This window comes from Tsukamurella pulmonis, from assembly GCF_900103175.1.
Lineage (GTDB): Bacteria > Actinomycetota > Actinomycetes > Mycobacteriales > Mycobacteriaceae > Tsukamurella > Tsukamurella pulmonis.
In genome coordinates this window covers 2,548,917-2,567,958 of record NZ_FNLF01000002.1, presented here as the reverse complement: position 1 = coordinate 2,567,958, position 19,042 = coordinate 2,548,917, and the positions used below count along the sequence as shown (strand labels likewise).

15 protein-coding genes are annotated in these 19,042 nt (G+C 71.4%); 9 read left to right on the top strand and 6 right to left on the bottom strand.

The window, feature by feature from the left end:
* The first annotated feature begins 129 nt into the window (after window positions 1-129).
* The gene (locus BLQ62_RS12600) at window positions 130-1,494 is read left to right on the top strand and encodes a flavin monoamine oxidase family protein (protein ID WP_068567515.1); all 1,365 of its coding nucleotides are present in this window, start codon (window positions 130-132) and stop codon (window positions 1,492-1,494) included.
* 4 nt (window positions 1,495-1,498) lie between these two features.
* On the opposite strand, the gene BLQ62_RS12595 is transcribed toward BLQ62_RS12600, so the two are convergent.
* From BLQ62_RS12595 to BLQ62_RS12575, 5 genes are all read right to left on the bottom strand, one after another.
* Window positions 1,499-2,326 (bottom strand): SDR family NAD(P)-dependent oxidoreductase, encoded by an 828-nt coding sequence (locus BLQ62_RS12595; protein WP_068534296.1) that lies wholly within the window; start codon window positions 2,324-2,326, stop codon window positions 1,499-1,501.
* Between the two features lie 13 nt (window positions 2,327-2,339).
* On the bottom strand, window positions 2,340-3,536 hold the full coding sequence (locus BLQ62_RS12590; protein ID WP_068567512.1) for a lipase family protein: 1,197 nt from the start codon (window positions 3,534-3,536) through the stop codon (window positions 2,340-2,342).
* A 21-nt stretch (window positions 3,537-3,557) separates the two neighbouring features.
* Entirely contained in the window at window positions 3,558-4,904 is a 1,347-nt protein-coding gene (locus tag BLQ62_RS12585) for an MFS transporter (protein ID WP_231857684.1), read from the bottom strand.
* A gap of 153 nt (window positions 4,905-5,057) precedes the next feature.
* Window positions 5,058-5,879, bottom strand: coding sequence for a PaaX family transcriptional regulator (locus BLQ62_RS12580; protein WP_068567510.1), 822 nt, complete (start codon window positions 5,877-5,879; stop codon window positions 5,058-5,060).
* A 45-nt stretch (window positions 5,880-5,924) separates the two neighbouring features.
* Complete coding sequence (locus BLQ62_RS12575; protein WP_068567509.1) at window positions 5,925-6,335, bottom strand: RidA family protein; 411 nt, start codon at window positions 6,333-6,335, stop codon at window positions 5,925-5,927.
* Between the two features lie 127 nt (window positions 6,336-6,462).
* Between BLQ62_RS12575 and BLQ62_RS12570 the strand changes: the two genes are divergently transcribed.
* Genes BLQ62_RS12570 through BLQ62_RS12545 form a run of 6 tightly spaced genes read left to right on the top strand, consistent with a single transcriptional unit; the run spans window position 6,463 to window position 14,094 of the window.
* Window positions 6,463-7,293 (top strand): fumarylacetoacetate hydrolase family protein, encoded by an 831-nt coding sequence (locus tag BLQ62_RS12570; protein ID WP_068567507.1) that lies wholly within the window; start codon window positions 6,463-6,465, stop codon window positions 7,291-7,293.
* Between the two features lie 35 nt (window positions 7,294-7,328).
* On the top strand, window positions 7,329-7,784 hold the full coding sequence (locus BLQ62_RS12565) for a cupin domain-containing protein (RefSeq protein ID WP_068567505.1): 456 nt from the start codon (window positions 7,329-7,331) through the stop codon (window positions 7,782-7,784).
* Entirely contained in the window at window positions 7,781-8,695 is a 915-nt protein-coding gene (locus BLQ62_RS12560) for an acyl-CoA thioesterase (RefSeq protein ID WP_068567504.1), read from the top strand. Before BLQ62_RS12565 ends, BLQ62_RS12560 begins: the two co-directional genes overlap by 4 nt.
* Before the next feature lie 14 nt (window positions 8,696-8,709).
* On the top strand, window positions 8,710-10,359 hold the full coding sequence (locus BLQ62_RS12555) for an AMP-binding protein (protein WP_068567502.1): 1,650 nt from the start codon (window positions 8,710-8,712) through the stop codon (window positions 10,357-10,359).
* A 31-nt stretch (window positions 10,360-10,390) separates the two neighbouring features.
* Complete coding sequence (locus tag BLQ62_RS12550; RefSeq protein WP_068567500.1) at window positions 10,391-12,748, top strand: bifunctional salicylyl-CoA 5-hydroxylase/oxidoreductase; 2,358 nt, start codon at window positions 10,391-10,393, stop codon at window positions 12,746-12,748.
* Complete coding sequence (locus BLQ62_RS12545) at window positions 12,745-14,094, top strand: MFS transporter (protein ID WP_068567692.1); 1,350 nt, start codon at window positions 12,745-12,747, stop codon at window positions 14,092-14,094. The genes BLQ62_RS12550 and BLQ62_RS12545 overlap by 4 nt, the downstream gene beginning before the upstream one ends.
* Before the next feature lie 69 nt (window positions 14,095-14,163).
* Here the strand turns inward: BLQ62_RS12545 and BLQ62_RS12540 are convergent, their stop codons facing one another.
* Window positions 14,164-14,931, bottom strand: a complete 768-nt coding sequence (locus BLQ62_RS12540) for a cyclase family protein (RefSeq protein ID WP_068567498.1) — start codon at window positions 14,929-14,931, stop codon at window positions 14,164-14,166.
* Window positions 14,932-15,168: 237 nt separating this feature from the next.
* Between BLQ62_RS12540 and BLQ62_RS12535 the strand changes: the two genes are divergently transcribed.
* Together BLQ62_RS12535 and BLQ62_RS12530 are read left to right on the top strand one after the other, a co-directional pair.
* A complete protein-coding gene (locus tag BLQ62_RS12535; protein WP_068567496.1) occupies window positions 15,169-17,346 on the top strand; it encodes a thiamine pyrophosphate-dependent enzyme in 2,178 nt (725 codons plus the stop codon).
* Window positions 17,343-18,998, top strand: coding sequence for an indolepyruvate oxidoreductase subunit beta family protein (locus BLQ62_RS12530; RefSeq protein ID WP_082756717.1), 1,656 nt, complete (start codon window positions 17,343-17,345; stop codon window positions 18,996-18,998). The genes BLQ62_RS12535 and BLQ62_RS12530 overlap by 4 nt, the downstream gene beginning before the upstream one ends.
* The last annotated feature ends 44 nt before the right edge of the window (window positions 18,999-19,042 follow it).

Genomic DNA, 19,042 nt, shown 5'->3' with positions numbered 1-19,042 from the left:
CTCCGGTTCGGTTCGTGGGTACCCCAGCAAATCACACCCGCTCCAGCGCGAGGTCTCGACACGGATGCGTGACTCGGATTACAGTACGTGCAGCAAGTCATACGACTGACTGAGAATGAGGAGCGGGACATGGTGGACGTGAACGTGATCGTGGTGGGCGCTGGTCTGGCGGGCCTGACCGCCGCCCGGCGGCTGGTGGAGGCGGGGAAGTCGGTGCTGGTCCTTGAAGCGCGTGACCGCGTCGCCGGCCGCAACCACGGTGGTTTCCTCAGCAACGGCGTGCCAGTCGAGCTGGGCGGGCAGTGGATCGGGCCCGATCAGAGCGCGGCTCTCGAACTCGTCGCCGAACTCGGGCTGGAGACCTTTCCCTCCTACGACGACGGTGACGCGATCACCTACGTCGACGGGCGTGCCGTTCGGTATGCGGACGAGAGCTTCGGCCTCGACGACGAGTCGCTGGCCGAGGTCGGACGCCTCTGGGCGGTCATCGAGAACCTCGCCGCCGAGGTCGATCCCGGTGAGCCCTGGGCGGTCGACGGCGCCGCTGACCTCGACCGGCACAACGTCGACACGTGGCTCAGTGCGAACACCGCGAGCGCCATGGCGCGCAGCTTCTTCCGGATCATCGTGCCCGCCGTCTTCTCCGCCGAGACCGCGGAGCTGTCCTTCCTGCACTTCCTGACCTACATCCGCTCGGGCACCAGCCTCGCGATGCTGCTGAGTACCCGCAAGGGCGCGCAGGACGCCCGTGTCGTCGGCGGCACGCACCAGATCTCCGAGCGGCTGGCCGGGCACCTGGGCGACGCCGTCCGACTCGGCACCGTCGTTCGCACGATCACTCAGGACGATGCCGGCGTCGCCGTCGCCTACGAGAGTGCCGACGGGACACGGGGCGGCGTGTTCACGGCGGAGCAGGTGATCGTCGCGATCCCGCCGACCCTCGCCGGCCGCATCCGCTACCTGCCGGCGCTGCCCTCGGCCCGCGACGGGCTCACCCAGCAGATCCCCGCCGGCTCCGTGATCAAGGTCCAGGTCGGCTATGACCGTCCGTTCTGGCGCGAGGACGGGCTCAGTGGTTTCGTCATCAGCCTCGACGACGCCTTCAACGTGGTCCTCGACAACTCGCCGAGCGACGGGAGCTGCGGCGTGCTGGTCGGCTTCCTCGAGGGCGCGCACGCGCGTGCCGCCGAACGCCTGAGCGCGGCCGAACGCCGCGACCTGGTGCTCGGCGCCTTGGTCAAGTACTTCGGCCCCGAGGCGGCTGCGCCCTTCGACTACGTGGAGCAGGACTGGAACGCTGAGGAGTTCAGTCGCGGTTGTTACGGCGGTCGGCTCGGCTGCGGCGTGTGGACGCAGTACGGTTCGGCACTGGCGGCACCCGTCGGCCGCATCCACTGGGCCGGTGCCGAGACGGCAGCCCGGTGGAACGGCTACATGGACGGAGCGATCCGATCCGGCCACCGCGCAGCGGAAGAGGTCCTCGCCGCGCCGTAGCGGGTCAGAGGAACCGGGACTGCTGGCCGTCGACGAAGGCCATCAGGCGCTGGTAGCCGCTGCCGGTGACGCGCACGAGCAGATCGAGCGCCACGGCGTCGGGCCCGATCAGGATGCGGCCGTGGTTCTTCTTGACGCCCCGCAGGATGGTGCGCGCCGCCGCGTCCGCCTCGGTGCGGGCCAGGTGCTTGTTGAAGAAGTCCGCGAACGAGGCCTGGTCCTGGCCCTCGGCGACGGTGGCGTTGTTGCAGATGTCGGTCTTGATCCCGCCGGGGTGCACACAGCTCACGCCGACGTTGTGATCGCTCGCGAGCATCTCGATGCGCAGCGCTTCGGTGAAGCCGCGCACCGCGAACTTCGCGGCGTTGTAGGCGCTCTGCCCGCCGACGCCGAACAGGCCGAAGATCGAGCTGGTGTTGACGATGTGACCGTCGCCGGAGGCGATGAGGTGCGGCAGGAAGGCCTTGGAGCTGTTGACGACGCCCCAGAAGTCCACGTCCATGAGGCGGTCGTAATCCTTGAAGGAGGTCTTCTCCACGCTCGCGTGGTGCGCGATGCCGGCGTTGTTGAACACCAGGTTGACCACCCCGTAGTGCGCGACCACGTCGTCCGCGTACGCGAGGATCTGCTCGCGCTCGCCGACGTTGACCACCTTGGTGTGCACCTCGGCGCCCAGCGCCCGCGCTTGCTCCGCGGTGTTCTCGAGGCCGACCGGGTCGTAGTCGCACAGCGAGAGCCGGGCGCCCTGCCGCGCCAACTCGAGCGCGAGCTCGCGACCCATACCGGACGCGACGCCCGTGACGACGGCGACCTTGCCGTGGAAGTCCTTCATCGTGGTTCTCCTCTTACTCCATGACCCGCGCGAGGAACTCGGCGGCGTCGTCGGCGGCCGCGTACACGGTGCCGAAGTGGTCGGTGGGGTACAGCTTGAGCGTCACCGGCTGGCGGTGCGCGGCCAGTGCCGCGGCGAGCGAGAGCCCGGACGCCACGGGGACATCGATGTCGGTGAGGCCGTGGCCCAGGAAGATCGGCCGGTCGTAGCCCGCGGTCGGGGTACCCATGTGCTCGTGCAGGGCGGTACCGATGCCGGGGATCGAACGCAGGGGAGCGGTGACCCAGGTGGAGATCCGCGCGCCGCGGACGGCCTCACGCGTGTCGTACAGGCTCAGGCGCTCCGCGAGGTCGACGACCCGTCGGCCCTCGTCGCTGAGTAGGCCGTCGATCCCGAGGTCGGGGCGGGCGTCGCGGATGCCGGCCAGGATGTACGCGGCGTAGACGGTGGTCAGCGGCGGGAGGACGATCGGCGGGAACGAGGGCCGGAGGAACTGCGCGACGCGCTCGATGTTGGCGGGCGTGCCGGTCGCGACGACGCCGCGCAGGTCGAGGTCGTAGCCCGCGCCGAACTCGCTCGCGTACCGGGCGCCGTTCATGGCCGCGCCCGCGCCCTGCGACTGTCCGACGAGGGCCCACCGCCGGGCCAGCGGCACGTCCAGCCCCCTCGCGGCCTGCACCGAGTCGATGAGGTTGTGCGCCTCGATGCGGCCGTTGAGGTAGCTCATCAGGCCGGGCGTGCCCATGCCCGCGTAGTCGGTGGCGACCACGGCGTAGCCGTGACGCAGCCAGTGCCCGAGGTAGAACCGCTGCCGGTCGGACTGCGGCTGGGCGGACGGGGTCGCGTCGTCACACAGCCCGACGGTGCCGTGCGCCCAGGCGATCACGGGCCAGCCGTCCGTGGGTGGGGCGCCGTGCGGCAGGAACAGTGCGGCGGTGCTGACCGCTCCCGGGCCGTGCTGGTTGGTGGTGGCGTAGAGGAAGCGGTGCGCCTCGGTTGCCTCGTCGAGGCCGAGCGCGGCGGCGAGCGGTACCCGCTCGATCGGGGTACCGGCCGGCACGACCGGGCCTGCGTACTCGCGCGCGTCGAGCCCGGACCAGTCCGGCGGGCCTATCGGGGTGACGGGATCGGGGGTGACGAACCCGCGCAGGAGGCCGGCGACACGATTCGTCAGCGCGCGCGGCAGGGCGGACGACGTGATCGGCACCACGTCAACCTAACAGGACGGGGCTCAGGCGGCCGCGCGGCGTCGCGGAATGGCGAGGGAGCAGGCGACGGCCAGTGCGCACACGGCGAGGCTGATCAGGATGGTGGCCTCGTAGGCGCCGGCGGAGGGGGTGCGGACCGGGCCCCCGGCGGTGACGGTGACCACGGTCGCACCGGTCAGGACCATGCCGACGACCGCCGTGGCCATCGACGTGCCGACCGAACGCATCAGCGCGTTGACCCCGTTGGCCTCGCCCGTCTGCGAGACCGGGACCACCGACATGATCAGCGCCGGCATCGCGGAGTAGGCGACACCCAGGCCTGCACCGACGAGCGCGCTCGCCCCGAGGATCCACTGCCATGTGATGGACCAGGGGCCGGTCAGCGCCGCGAGGAGCACCAGGTAACCGCCCGCGATCACGACGCCGCCGATCGCCAGCGACAGGCGGGCGCCGTGCCGGTCGGTGATCCACGAGCTCACGTAGGAGAAGCCGAACATCACGAGGCCGGTGGGCATGAGCACCAGGCTCGCGGGCACCATGTCGAGGCCGAGGCCGGCGGGTGCCTCGTCCGGCGCCATGAGCAACTGGATGGGCATCATCTGCATCGCGTAGAACGCGAAGCCGGTGGCGACGGAGGCGATGTTGGTCAGCAGGATCGGCGGGTGCAGCAGGGTGTCGACGTCGATGAGCGCATTCGGGGTGCGTCGCTCGTAGCGCCACCACGCGACCGCCGAGACCGCGAACGCCGCGAACATGCCGAGGGTGAGGGGATCCGTCCACCCCCAGTCGGCGGCCTTGGACAGCGGGAGCAGCACGAAGGTCAACACGGCGGTGAGGCCGAGCGTGCCGACCACGTCGAAGCGTCCGCCACGCTCGGACGGCCCCTCGGGGACGAACCGCAGGATCGCGGCCGCGCACAGCACGGCGGCGAGCGCGCACAGCCAGAACAGCGCGTGCCAACTGAGGTGCCGGGCGACCGCCGCGGCGAACGGCAGCCCGAGCGCCCCGCCCACTCCCAGCGACGCGCTCATCGCGCCGACCGCCGCGCCGAGCTGTGCCGGCGGCACGATGTCGCGCAGGATGCTGATGCCGACCGCGATCGCGCCGATCCCGAGCCCCTGCAGGCCTCGGCCGACGAGGAACGGCAGCAAGGAGGTCGAGACGGCGCAGACGGCCGACCCGAGAGCGACCGCGGCCATGTTGCCCAGCAGCACGCGGCGCTTGCCGAACATGTCGCCGAGGCGACCGGCGATCGGCGTGCCGATGGCGCCGACGAGCAGGGTGATCGTCAGCGTCCAGGAGGCGTTCGACGGGGTGGTCCCGACGAGGTCGGGGAGCTGGGGGATCAGCGGCACGATGATGGTCTGCATCAGCGCGACCACGATGCCCGCGGCGCACAGGACGGCGACGGCGGCGCGGGAGTATGACGGAGACAGGGCGATGCCTTCGGTGTCGGTGGTGGGCTGCTAGCAATCCTAACAATGGAGGCGCGCTGCACCGGCAGCGCGATCCGGCGCGCTTCCTCAGTCGCGACGCTCGAGATCCGCGTGACCCGCGAAGCGGGCTGCGGGTCCCGCGAGGACGCCGCGCAGCTCCAGGAACAGCGCGCGCGCGTCGGCGCCGGGCCAGTCCCGCGGCAACGCGTCGACGGGCAGGCCCGGGTCGCGGTAGGGCAGTTCGCGCCAGGAGGTGACGAGCCGGAGGTGATCGGCGAAGGCGTCCTCGTCGGTCCCGGCGGCGGATTCCCATCGCTCCCGTACAGGGCCGAACTCGTCGAGGAAGGTGCGGTAGTCCTCGGCTAGGGCGTCGAGGGGCCACCACTGTCCGGCCTGCGTCCGTAGCCGCTCGATGTCGGGAGCGTGTAGCTCGAACCACTCGACATAGCCGTCGAGCTCGAGGCGGATGAGCCGCTCGCGCGCCTCGTTGCCGATGCCCGACGGCGCGAGGTAGACGCTGGCGGCGACCACGCCGAAGCCCATCTCGCTCAGAGTCTTCTTCAGAAGTACCCTTCGGGCGCGCTGTGATTCGGGGACCGAGAACACGGCGAGGCTCCAGGGTGCCACTGCGTCGTAGCCGTGCTCGCCGAAGATCCGGGTGTCGCCCGCCTCGAAGGCCGCGGCGCGCCTCCCGGCGAGGCGGTAGCGGCCGGGGGTCGCGGCCTCTAAGAGGCCCCGCGACTTCATCCGGGAGACGCTAGAGCGCACCGATTGCTCGTCGGGGCCGGCGGTGCCGACGAGGGCGATGATCTGCGCGATCGGCAACGGTTCCTCGCCGCGCCCGTAGAGGCCGAACAGCGAGACGATGAGATCGCGGACCAGCGGCTGTGCGCGCGTTGCTTCCGTCATCGGCCCCTCCTCACCGTCCGGTCCCGTGCCGGCCTCAGGGCGAGGCTACCCGCGTGCGCCGGAGCCGATCTCCGCGATGCCTGCGATCTCGATCATCGCCTCGGGCTGCCACAGCTCGCTGATGCCGATACCCGCCATGGCGGGGTAGTGGTCGCCGGCGAGCTCGCGCCAGACGCGGCCGATCTCTTTGCCGTTGCGCTGGTAGTCCTGCACGTCCGTGAGGTAGATGGTCACCGAGACCAGATCGTCTGGCGTACCACCCGCTTCGGCGACTGTGGCCAGCACGTTGGAGAACGCGCGGCGGAACTGCTCGACGATGCCGCCGGGGACGATCGCGCCCTCGGCGTCCATGGCGGTCTGGCCGCCCAGATGGAGGGTGTTCCCGACGCGTGTGCCGTGCGCGAAGCCACGGGGGACGGCGAGCTGCGGGGGATTGACGGTGACCTTGGCGGACATGGGGTTCCTTTCATGCAGAGGCGGATCGGTGACGAAGAAGGGTCTGTCCCAGAGGTGTGATCCGTGCTACATTCAGCCTATCTGACGGACGTCAGAAACGCTATATACGAGTTCGGAGGCTTCTCCCGTGCGGCTCGCAACCCATCAGCTCGGCGATCGGACGATCGCCACCGTCGACACCGGATCCGGTCCGCGATGCGCGGGCGCAGCGAGCGTCGACGAGCTTCTGCGTCAGGACGACTGGCGTGCCGCTGCGCGCCGCGCCGCGGAGGAGGGAGAGGCGCTCCCGCCCGCGGCCCGCCCGCTCGCGCCGATCCGCGCCCCCGGCAAGGTGCTGTGCTGCGGGCTCAACTACCGCGCCCACATCGAGGAGATGGGCCGCGGCGTCCCCGAGGTACCCACCTTCTTCGCGAAGTGGGCGGATACCCTCGTCGGTCCCGAGGCCGACGTCGCCCTCGCCGCCGGTGACACCACAAAGCTGGACTGGGAGGCGGAACTCGCCGTCGTCGTGGGCGCCGATCTGCGCCGCGCTTCCGTCGCCGAGTGCGCGGCCGCGATCGCCGGCTACACCGTGAGCAACGACGTCTCGCTGCGCGACCGGCAGTGGGCCACCACCCAGTGGCTCTCCGGGAAGGCCTGGGACGCGACCACGCCCGTCGGGCCCGTCGTCGTCACCACCGACGCCTTCGACCCCGCCGAGCACGTCGTGACCTGCCGCGTCGACGGGGAGACCGTGCAGCACGCCCCGCTCGACGACCTGCTCTTCCCGCCGGCCGAACTGCTGCACCACGCCTCGCTGTTCACCCGATTGCGCCCCGGCGACCTCGTGCTCACCGGTACCCCCGCCGGCGTGGGCGCGGGCCGTGATCCGCAGCGCTTCCTCTCCGACGGGCAGGTGCTCGAGACCGAGATCTCGGGGATCGGACTCCTGCGCAACACCATCCGTATCCGAGCCTGACCGCAACCGCGTTCACCACCAGAAAGGCGAAGCCCATGAGCGAACAGATCGTCGACCCCGCACTGCTACCGACCGGCGACGTCCCCGTCGTCACCCGCCACGGCGCGGAGAGCACCGACACCGCGCAGTCCGGAGACTGCATCCGCGTCTCCGGCGTCAGCATCCAGCACACGCCCGCCACGAAGATCTGGTACGGCCAGGTGCGCAACAAGCCCGGCTACCGGTCGCTGCCGCACCACCACGGTGAGGCCGAGACCGGCGGCTACGTCCTCTCGGGCCACGGCCGCATCTACTACGGCGAGGGCTACACCCGGTACACCGATATGACCGAGGGGGACTGGGTCTTCGTGCCGCCGTACATGCCGCACGTCGAGGCCAACATGTCGATCACCGACGACCTCGTCTGGCTCACCTGTCGCACGCCCGAGAACATCGTCGTGAACCTGGACGACGTCGACGACGCCACGCTCGAGGGGTACCGCCGCGCATGACCACCGTCAACGAGTTCGACAGCAACGTGGCCGATTCCGCGCGTTTCCTCGACGCGGTCCGCCTCACGGAGACCGACGACGCCCCCGCGGGGCACCGCGCCTTCACCGCCACCACCCAGTACGTCCCCTGGCCCAAGGCCTACGGCGGCGACCTGGTGGCGCAGGCGGTCGCCGCGGCGTGCGCGACCGTCGAGGGCAAGACCGTGCACTCCGCCCACAGCTACTTCCTGCGCCCGGCGGAAATCGGCGGCGACGTCCGCTACGAGGTCGAGATCCTGCGCGACGGGCGGGGATACGCCACCCGGCACGTCCGCGGCCTGCAGGGCGGTAAAGTGATCTACACCTGCTACGCCTCCTTCGCCGCCGGTGCGGACGGCACCGAGGTCCCCGGGGCGCCGCTCGTCGGGGAGGTCGCGGGCACCGGTCTCGCCGGTGTCCCCGCGCCCGAGGGCCTCCCGTCGTCCGCCGAGGCCCTCGCGGGACGCGACGGCGCCGACGCCGACTACTGGTCGCATGGCCGCAGTTTCGAGATGCGGCACGTCCCCGATCCGATCTACCTCCCCGGCGACCGTGACCGTGCCCCCCGGCAGGCGGTGTGGATCAAGGCCTTCTCGACGTTGCCCGAGGAGCAGACCGTCCACGACATCGCGCTGGCCTACTGCTGCGACTACACGATTTTGGAGCCCTCGTTGCGGGCGCTCGGTGCGTCGTGGTCCGACGACGGCCTGCGCACCGCCAGCCTCGACCACGCGATGTGGTTCCACCGCCCGGCGCGCCTGGACGACTGGGTCCTCTACTCCCAGGAGTCGGTGAACGTCGGCTCCTCCCGCGGCCTCAACACCGGCCGCTTCCACGACCGCAACGGCACCCACCTGGCCACCGTGTGCCAGGAGGGGCTGCTCGCGCAGTGACCAGGAGGCCCACGATGACCCTGACGCCCAGCGCCCACGAGGACACCTTCGCCCGCGACCATCTGCCGCCCGCGGAGCAGTGGCCGACGCTCGAGTTCACGCTGCCCGAACTGCGGTACCCCGATCGCCTCAACGCCGCCGTCGCCCTCATCGACGAGGGCGCGGAGCGGTTCGGCGACCGGACCGCGATCCGGACGCCCGAGGGGCTGCGGTGGACCTACCGGGACCTGCGCGAGGCCTCGGACCGGGTGGCGCAGGTCCTCGTCGACGAGTTCGGCGTGCGGCCGGGCAACCGAGTGCTGCTCCGCGAGGGCAACACCCCCTGGCTCGTGGCCGCCTGGCTCGGCGCGCTGAAGGCCGGCGCCGTGCTCGTGACGACGATGCCCATGCTCCGCCCCGCCGAGCTGGTGGACCTCCTGGAGCGGACGACGCCCGTCGTCTGCGTCAGCGGTGCGGCGGCGGCCGCGGACCTCCGCGCGGCGCTGCGGAGCACCGGGTCCGGCGCCGCGCTGGTCCTCCTCGGCGGTGACGATCCCGACCGGCTCGAGCAGCGCGCCGCCCGTCGGGACGGGGTCTTCACCCCCGTGACGACGGCCGCGGACGACGTCGCCCTGCTCTGCCCGACCTCGGGCAGCACCGGCAGGCCCAAGATCACGATGCACTTCCATCGCGACGTCCTGGCCAACGCCGACACCTTCGCCCGGCACGTCCTGCGCCCCGGACCGGAGGACGTCTTCGCGGGATCGCCGCCCCTCGCGTTCACCTTCGGCCTCGGCGGCCTCGTCGTCTTCCCGCTGCGCTTCGGGGCGAGCACCGTGCTCACCGAGCGGGCTACCCCGGCGCAGCTCGCCGACGTCGTCGCCGAGCACGGAGTGACGGTCCTCTTCACCGCGCCGACCGCCTACCGCGCGATCATCCGGGGCGGCGGCGCGGGACGGCTCCGCGGTGTCCGCGTCGGCGTCTCCGCGGGCGAGCACCTGTCGGAGGAGACCTTCGAGCTGGTCCGCGACGAGTGCGGTATCGAGCTCGTCAACGGCATCGGCTGCACCGAGTTGCTGCACGTCTTCCTCTCCACCGCGCCCGGCCGCACCGTCCCCGGCGCGCTCGGCACCCCCGTTCCCGGCTACCGCGCCACGGTGCTCGGCCCGGACGACGAGGAGGTCGGCCCGGGGGTCGCGGGTCGCCTCGCCGCCATCGGCCCCACCGGCTGCCGCTACCTCGACGACGCCCGGCAGCTCGGCTACGTGGTGAACGGCTGGAACGTCACCGGCGACACCGTCGTCCGCGACGCCGACGGGACCTTCCGGTTCCAGGCCCGGTCCGACGCGATGATCGTCTCCTCCGGCTACAACATCGGCGGTCCCGAGGTCGAGGCCGCGATCTGCGCCGACGACGCCGTCGTCGAGGCCGCGGTGGTCGGCCGGCCCGACACGGAGCGCGGGGCCGTCGTCTGTGCGTTCGTCGTGCTGCGCGAGGGCGAGGACGCCGGCGACGCGATGGTGCGGCGCATCCAGGACGGCGTGAAGGCGCGCCTCGCGCCGTACAAGTACCCGCGGGACGTCCGCTTCGTGGACGCACTGCCGCGCAACCCCTCCGGCAAGCTCCAGCACTTCCGGCTCCGAGAACAACTGGCCCGCGAGTCCGACGCCGCGGTCCGCGGCTGATCGGCCCATTTCAGCACGAAGGACTACAGAGATGAAGATCGCAGTGATCGGCGGTGGCCCCGGCGGCCTCTACTTCTCCGCCTTGATGAAGCAACTCGATCCCGCCCACGAGATCACCCTGTTCGAGCGGAACCGGGCCGAGGACACCTTCGGCTTCGGCGTCGTCTTCTCCGACGAGACCCTCGGCGGCATCGAGAGCGCCGACCCGGTGATCTACGGGCAGATGGAATCGCTGTTCGCCCGGTGGACCGACATCGACGTGCACTACCGCGGTCGATGGAACACCGTGGGCGGCCAGGGCTTCGCCGCGATGAACCGGCACGACCTCCTCGCCCTGCTGCAGCGCCGCTGCCTCGACCTGGGCGTCGACGTGCGGTTCGCGACGCCCGCCCCGGACGTCGAGGAGCTGATGGCCACGCACGATCTCGTGCTCGCCGCCGACGGCCTGAACTCCGCCGCCCGCAGCCGTTTCGCCGAGGGCTTCGAGCCTGACCTGGACCGGCGGCGGTGCAAGTACATGTGGCTCGGCACCGAGAAGGTCTTCGAGGCCTTCACGTTCATCGTCGAGGACACGCAGTGGGGCACGATGCAGATCCACGGCTACCCGTACTCGGATCAGGGCAGTACGTTCATCGTCGAGATGGCCGAGGACGTCTGGCGGCGCGCCGGATTCGACGCCACCGAGAGCCGGGCCTTCGCGCCGGGCGAGAACGACGAGGCCGCCATCGAGCGGATCGCGGAGATCTTCGCCCCGTACCTCGGCGACAGCCGCATCCTCGCCAACAACTCGCAGTGGATCACCTTCACCACCGTCCGCAACACCAGCTGGGTGCATCGGAACCTGGTGCTGCTCGGCGACGCCGCGCACACGGCGCACTTCTCCATCGGCTCCGGCACCAAGCTCGCCATGGAGGACGCACTTTCGCTGGCGGCGTGCCTGCACGAGAACGGCGACCTCGGCACCGCCCTCAAGGTCTACGAGGAGGAGCGGCGGCCCGTCGTCGAATCGACGCAGCGCGCCGCGCAGGCCTCCCTCGAGTGGTTCGAGACCATCGGCACCTACCGGGAGCAGGACCAGGTCCAGTTCACCTTCAATCTGCTCACGCGCAGCCGCCGCATCACGTTTGACAACCTGCGGCTCCGCGACGCGGACTTCGCCGACCGGATCATGCGCTCCTTCAGCGCGGGTACCGAAGCGGGACCCGAGACCCCGGCGATGTTCCATCCCCTCAGCATCGGCGACCTGACGCTGAAGAACCGGATCGTGGTCTCGCCCATGGACATGTACTCCGCCGTGGACGGCATGCCCAACGACTTCCACGTCATGCACCTCGGCTCCAAGGCGCTCGGCGGGGCCGGCCTGGTCATGACCGAGATGGTCTGCGTCTCCGCGGACGGCCGGATTACACCCGGCTGCACGGGCCTGTACACCGACGATCAGCGCGAGGCCTGGCGCCGTGTGGTCGACGCCGTGCACGCCTACTCCGGCGCCAAGATCGGACTGCAACTGGGCCATTCGGGGCGCAAGGGCTCGACCAAGCTCATGTGGGAGGGCATCGACGACCCGCTCGACGCCGACAACTGGGAGACCATGGGCCCGTCGGCGCTGCCCTACGGGCCGAACAGTGCGGTGCCCCGCGCGATGACGCGCGCCGACATGGACCGCGTCGTCGAGGAGTTCGCCGACGCCGCGCGTCGCGGCGCCGCGGCGGGATTCGACCTGCTCGAATTCCACGCCGGCCACGGCTACCTGATCTCCTCGTTCCTCTCGCCGATCGCCAACACCCGCACCGACGAGTACGGCGGATCCGCGGCGAACCGGCTCCGTTTTCCCCTCGAGGTCTTCGACGCGGTCCGGGCCGCCTGGCCGGCCGGCCGTCCGATCTCGGTGCGCCTCTCGGCCACCGACTGGATCCCGGACGGCAACGACATCGAGGACGCGCTGGCGATCGCCCGCGCCTTCTGCGAGCACGGCGTCGACCTCGTGGACGTCTCCACCGGCCAGGTCGCCAAGCACGAGCGCCCCGCGTTCGGCCGGAGTTACCAGACGCCGTACGCCGATCGCATCCGGAACGAGGTCGCCGGCCCCGCCGGTGTGAAGGTGATCGCCGTCGGCGCCATCTCCTCCTACGACGACGTCAACTCGATCGTGCTGGCCGGCCGCGCCGACCTGTGCGCGCTCGGCCGAGCGCACCTGTACGACCCGCAGTGGACGCTGCACGCCGCCGCCGACCAGGGGTACACCGGGCCGGGCGCGCCGTGGCCCGATCAGTTCCGCGCGGGCAACCGCAAGCCGCCGAGCGCCCGCACCGACGCGGTCAGGCCGCGGCTCGCACTGCTGCGTGACGAGGAACCCGAACTCGCCGGACACGTGCGGTGGGCCCCGTGACCGCCGCCGCGGCCGTGCCCGCGATCCCGGCCGCGGTCACGCGGCGGGTGCTGCTGTGCTGCTGGCTCGTCGTGCTCGCCGACGGCTACGACATCGGGGTCTTCGGCGCCGTCGTGCCCGGACTCCTCGGCTACGAGCCGTGGGGCTTGAGCTCGGTGCAGGTCGGCGGCCTGGCCGCTTGGTCCCTCGTCGGCATGCTGATCGGGGCCACCGTGATCGGCCTGCTCGCCGAGCGCTTCGGCCGTAAGACCATGCTCCTCGTGGCGATCGGCCTGTGCGCCCTCCCGCAGTTGGCCGCGGCGCTCGCCCCGACTCCCGAACTGCTCGGTGTGGCGCGTCTGATCGGCGGCCTCGGCCTGGGAGGTGTCATCCCCATCGCCGCCGCCTACACGATCGAGTTCTCTCCGCCGCGGCGACGATCGCTCAACTACGGAATCATGTACTCGGGATACTCGCTGGGCATCATGCTCGCGGCCCTTGTCGCCGTGGCGTTCCTCGATCGCCTCGGGTGGCGACCGGTGATGGGCATGGGCGTGGTCGCACTCCTCCTGATCCCGTTCCTCGCGGTGGCCCTGCCGCAGTCGATCGAGCAACTCACCACCGCGGGCCGCACCGACGAGGCCGCGCGGGTCGCCCGATCCTTGGGGATCGAACCCGAGGCGGCCATCGCCGCGGCCCTGCCCGTCGACGACGAGATCCGCGGCATGCGGTGGAGCGACTACCTGCGCACGATCTTCTCGTCCCGCTACCGACTGGCGACTGCCTGTTTCTGGGTGGCCCTGTTCTGCGGGCTGCTGCTGGTCTACGGGCTCAACACCTGGCTCCCACAGATCATGCGCAAGGCGGGTTACGACCTGGGGTCGTCGTTGATGTTCCTGCTCGTCTTCTCCATCGCGTCGGCCATCGGGGGCGTCGTGATCGGGCGGCTCGCGGACGAGCGCGGGCAGAAGCCCGTACTCGTGACGTGCTATGCCCTCGGCGCTCTGGGCATTCTCGCGTTGATGTTCCGCGGCCCGCTGCTCGTCAACTACATCCTCGTGGCGATCGCCGGCATCGGGTCGATCTCCACCTCGCTGGTGCTGACGGGCTGGGTCGCGCACTACTACCCGGCGCGGATCCGCGCCGCTGCCACCGGTATGGCGCTGTCCTTCGCGCGGATCGGCGCGATCGTCGGTCCGGTGATCGGCGGCGTCATCGCGGGAGCCGGGTTCGGGTATCAGATGAACTTCGTCTTCTTCGCGGTCGTCGGTGCGGTCGCCGCCATCGCCGTCGCCGTGCTGCCGGTGCCGACGTCCGCCCCGAGCCCGGAGGCGGACCCGGACGAGTTGTCCACGGCCGGGGCCTGATCCCCTCGGACGAGAACGGCGGCGCCTCCGGGAGGAGGCGCCGCCGTTCCCGTGCGCGGCGTCGTTCGCTCAGACGTCGACGAGCGCCAGCACGCGGGCGGGGGAGCCGGTACCGCCGACGATCGGCAGTGGCGAGACCACGACCACGGCGCCCTGCGGAGGCAGCTGGGCGAGGTTCCGCAGACTCGTGAGGCCGTACTTGTCGGCGCCGAGCAGGAAGTTGTGCGCCGGGAAGGGCGGCTCGAGCATCGCCGCGTTGCCGGCGTCGATGCCCACGGTCTCCACGCCGAAACCGGAGATCGGGACCTCCTCGGCGAGCCAGCGGGCGCAGGCCGCGGAGACGCCGGGCGTGTGCGAACCGCCCTCGGCGGCGCCCAGGAAGCGCTCGCGGTCGCCGCCGTACTGATCCCAGCCCGTGCGCAGGAGGAGCCACGCGCCCTCCGGGACGGCGCCGTGCTCGGCGATCCAGCCCTCGACGTCGGCCACCTCCAGCAGCCAGTCCGGGTCCGCCGCGGCGCGATCCGCGAAGTCCATCACGCAGGCGGGGCCGACGAGGCGCTCGGGCGGCAGCTCGCTCACGTCGGCACCGTCACGACCCGTGATCCAGTGGCACGGGGCGTCCACGTGCGTGCCGATGTGCTCGCCCGTGTGGATGTTGTTGTGCTGCCACGCCGGCGCCGTCGGCTCGAACGCGGCGACCCGCTCCAGGCTGAAGTCGATGAGGTTCACGAAGGGCTCCGGCAGGCGGAGCGAGGGGGTGTCCGCGGAGAGCGGCGTCGTCAGATCGAGTACCCGGATCCTGCCGCCTGCGAGGGCGGTGGCGAGTTCGGTGAGCATTGGGTCCTCTTCTCCCCGGCACGGGCCGGCATCGGCTGAGCGGCGCGCGGGCCGCACCGTCGGCGAACGGCGGCTGCGCCCGACGGTAGGACGCGCCGCAGCACCCCGCTATCCAGATCGCGACGGCCCGCTGTCCCGATCGGAGCGGGCCCCCGGCGGGCCCTTCAACCCGTCCCGTGGCGAGGCTAGCGTGGTACGCATCACACGGCCCGTGATACGTGAAAGGCAGGTCGGGGCATGGCGGAACGCTCCTTTGCGAAAGAGGTCCTCAAGCTGCGCCAGGAACCGGGGACCCGGTTCGAGGGCGAGGGGATCCTGGCGGTGACCAAGGCGCTGCTGCAGTCCGGCGTCGCGTACGTCGGCGGCTACCAGGGGGCGCCGATCAGCCATCTGATGGACGTCCTCGGCGACGCCCGCGAGATCCTCGACGAGTACGGTGTGTACTTCGAGAACAGCGCCTCGGAGGCGACCGCCGCGGCGATGCTCGCCGCCTCCGTGCACTATCCGCTGCGCGGCGCGATCACCTTCAAGTCGACGGTGGGCACCAACGTCGCGTCCGATGCGCTGGCGAACCTGGCGAGCGGCGGGGTGACGGGCGGCGCGCTGATCATCGTCGGCGAGGACTACGGCGAGGGCAGCTCGATCATGCAGGAGCGCTCCCACGCCTTCGCGATGAAATCGCAGATGTGGCTGCTGGATCCGCGACCCGACCACACCGCGATCGTCGATGCCGTGGAGCACGGTTTCGCCCTGTCCGAGGCGTCGAACACCCCGGTCATGCTGGAGCTGCGGCTGCGCTCGTGCCACCTGCACGGCACCTTCACCACCCGGGAGAACCGCCGCCCGCAGATGACGGTCGAGCAGGCCATGGAGAACCCGAAGCGGGACGTGAGCCGCGTCGTGCTGCCGCCCGCGAGCTTCCAGCACGAGCAGGAGAAGATCGCCCACCGCTGGCCGGCGGCGGTGGAGTACATCCGCGAGCACCGGCTCAACGAGACCTTCGGGCCCACCGACGGCCGGGTCGGCCTCATCGTGCAGGGCGGCCTGTACAACACGCTCAATCGCGCGCTCGAACTGCTCGGCTGCTCGGACGCCTTCGGCGACACCGCGGTCCCGCTGTACGTGATGAACGTGACCTATCCCGTGATCGACGAGGAGATCGTCGAGTTCTGCGCCGACAAGGACGCGGTCCTGCTCCTCGAGGAGGGCCAACCCGACTACATCGAGCACAACCTCAACGCGATCCTGCGCCGCAACGGCCTCGACACGGCGCTGCACGGCAAGGACGTGCTGCCGAAGGCGGGGGAGTACACCCCGATCGCCGTCACGAAGGGCGTCGCCGAGTTCCTCGGCCGCTACGTGCCCGAGCTCGTCACCGGCGATCCCGCTGTGCTCCTCCCGGCCGGCGACCCCCGCAGCCCGTTCACCGAGCGGGTCGACGGCCGCGCGGTCCAGCCCCGCCCGCCCGGCCTGTGCACCGGCTGCCCCGAACGGCCGATCTTCTCCGCGCTCAAGCTCGCCGAACGCGAGACCGGCGTGGAGCACCACGTGAGCGCCGACATCGGGTGCCACCTGTTCGCCATCAACGAGCCCTTCAACCTGGGCGCCACCACGATGGGCTACGGCCTCGGCTCCGCCGGCGGAGCCGCGCTGAGCAGCAAGGACGCCGACCGGCGCGGCATCGCGGTGATGGGCGACGGCGGCTTCTGGCACAACGGTCTCACCTCCGGCGTCGGCAACGCCGTCTTCAACGAGTCCGACCAGCTCCTGGTGGTGGTGGACAACGCCTACGCCGCCGCGACCGGCGGTCAGGACCTGCTCTCCTCCCGCGCGATCCTGCCCGACCGCAGCACCAACAACCCGATCGAGCGGGCGGTGCGCGGCGTCGGCGTGACGTGGGCGAAGACCATGCCGGACACCTTCGACGTCGCGAAGATGCGCGACGTCTTCATCGACGCCCTCACCAGTAAGAAGAAGGGCCCCAAGGTCATCGTCGCCCAGAGCGAGTGCCAGCTGAACAAGCAGCGCCGCGAGAAGCCGGAACGCGCCGCGGCGGTCGAGGCCGGCAAGCGCGTCGTGACCCAGCGGTTCGGCGTCGACCCGGAGACCTGCACGGGCGATCACGCCTGCATGCGGATCTCGGGCTGCCCGTCGCTGACGATCGCGCCCAACCCCGACCCCATGCGCACCGACCCCGTCGCCGCCGTCACCGACACCTGCGTCGGCTGCGGCGTCTGCGGTAACAACGCGCACGCGGCGGCGCTGTGCCCGTCGTTCTACCGCACGGACGTCGTCACCAATCCCACTCGCGTCGACCGGATCCGCGACCGCGTGCGCGGCGCCGTGTCCGAGCGCCTCGGCCGTGGCCTCGAGGGGCGCGCCGCTCGCTACGAATCCACGGAGGCCTTCTCATGACCTGGACCATCGGGCAGCGGCCCATCACCGTGGCGGTGCTCGCCATGGGCGGCGAGGGCGGCGGCGTGCTCGCCGATTGGATCGTCTCGCTCGGCGAGGACGAGGGCTGGACCGCGCAGAACACCTCCGTGGCCGGCGTCGCGCAGCGCACCGGCGCCACCGTCTACTACGCGGAACTCTTCCCGCCGGACGTGGCGCACCGCAGTGGAACGGGCCGCGCCCGCGACACCCCGATCCTGTCGCTCATGCCCACGCCGGGCGAGGTCGACGTGCTCATCGCGTCCGAGCTCATGGAGGCCGGCCGCGCCGTGCAGCGCGGCTTCGTCACCCCCGACCGGACCACGCTCATCGCCTCGCTGAACCGGGTCTACTCGATCCTCGAGAAGTCCACCCCCGACGACGGCCGGGTCGACTCGGCGGCACTGCTCGACGGCGCCGCCGCGGCCGCGAAGACCCTCGTCTCCGGCGATTTCGCGACGCTCGCGCGGGAGAACGGCAGCGTGATCAGCGCGTCCCTGTTCGGCGCGCTCGCGGGGAGCGGCGCGCTGCCGTTCCCCCGCGAGGACTTCGAGGAAGCGATCCGCAAGGGCGGCAAGGGCGTCGAGACCTCGCTCGCCGCCTTCGCCGCCGGGTACGAGCGGGCGCGGGAGAGCCTGGCGGAGGACGCCGCGCGCACGCCGGCCCCGGCGCCGGCCCCCTCCGGCGGCGGGCCCGTGCCGCTCACCCTGCAGGTGCGCCGCCCGAAGTCGCCCGAGGAGGTCAAGGCCGACCGGGAGGCCGAGCGCAACGCGATCGCCGCGCGCGCGCCCGAATCCCTGGTCGGGCCGGCCCTCGCAGACCGCGCCCGCCGCGTCGCCCGGTCCTTCCCCGCCGCGGCCGCGTCGATGCTCCTGCACGGCCTCGAGCGCACCGCCGTCTACCAGGACCTCGCCTACGCCGACCGCTACCTCGACCGCGTCGCGCGGATCAGCGCCCTCGACCCCGATCACGAGGGGGCGGCCACGCTGACCGTGGAGGCGGCCCGGCACATCGCGCTGTGGATGACGTACCAGGACACGGTGCACGTCGCGCTGCAGAAGGTGCGCGGCCGCCGCATGGAACGGGTGCGCGCCGAGGTGCGGCCCGGCGACGAACAGGTGATGCGGGTCCATGAGTACCTGCACCCCCAGGTCGATGAGATCACCGACACGCTGCCCACCGCACTGGGCCGCGCGCTCGAGCACAACCGTGCCTTCGCCAAGGCGGTCGACACGGTGTGCCACCGGGGCTTCGTCATCAACACCACCTCGGTGTGGGGCTACACGACGCTGTCCACCCTCGCCCGGATGCGGCCGCTGCGGCCCCGTTCCCTGCGATTCGGCCGGGAGCAGGTCTTCATCGACACCTGGCTCGACACCGTGACCTCGGTCGGCCGCACCGATCCCGCGCTCGCGACCGAGGTGGTCGTCGCCGCGCGGGTCCTCAAGGGCTACGGACAGACCCACGCCCACGGCGTCGACAGCTTCGGCCTGCTGATGGAGGGCCTCGCGCTGCTCCGCGGCCGGCCGGACGCCGCCGCGCGGATGCGTCGCCTGGTGGACGCCGCCGTGGCCGACGAGGACGGCGGCCGGCTCCGTACCGCCCTCGCGACGCTGCGCGACGCGGCGGCCTGACGGCACCGTCGGACACGGGAAGGGGGGCGAACCGGATTCCGGTT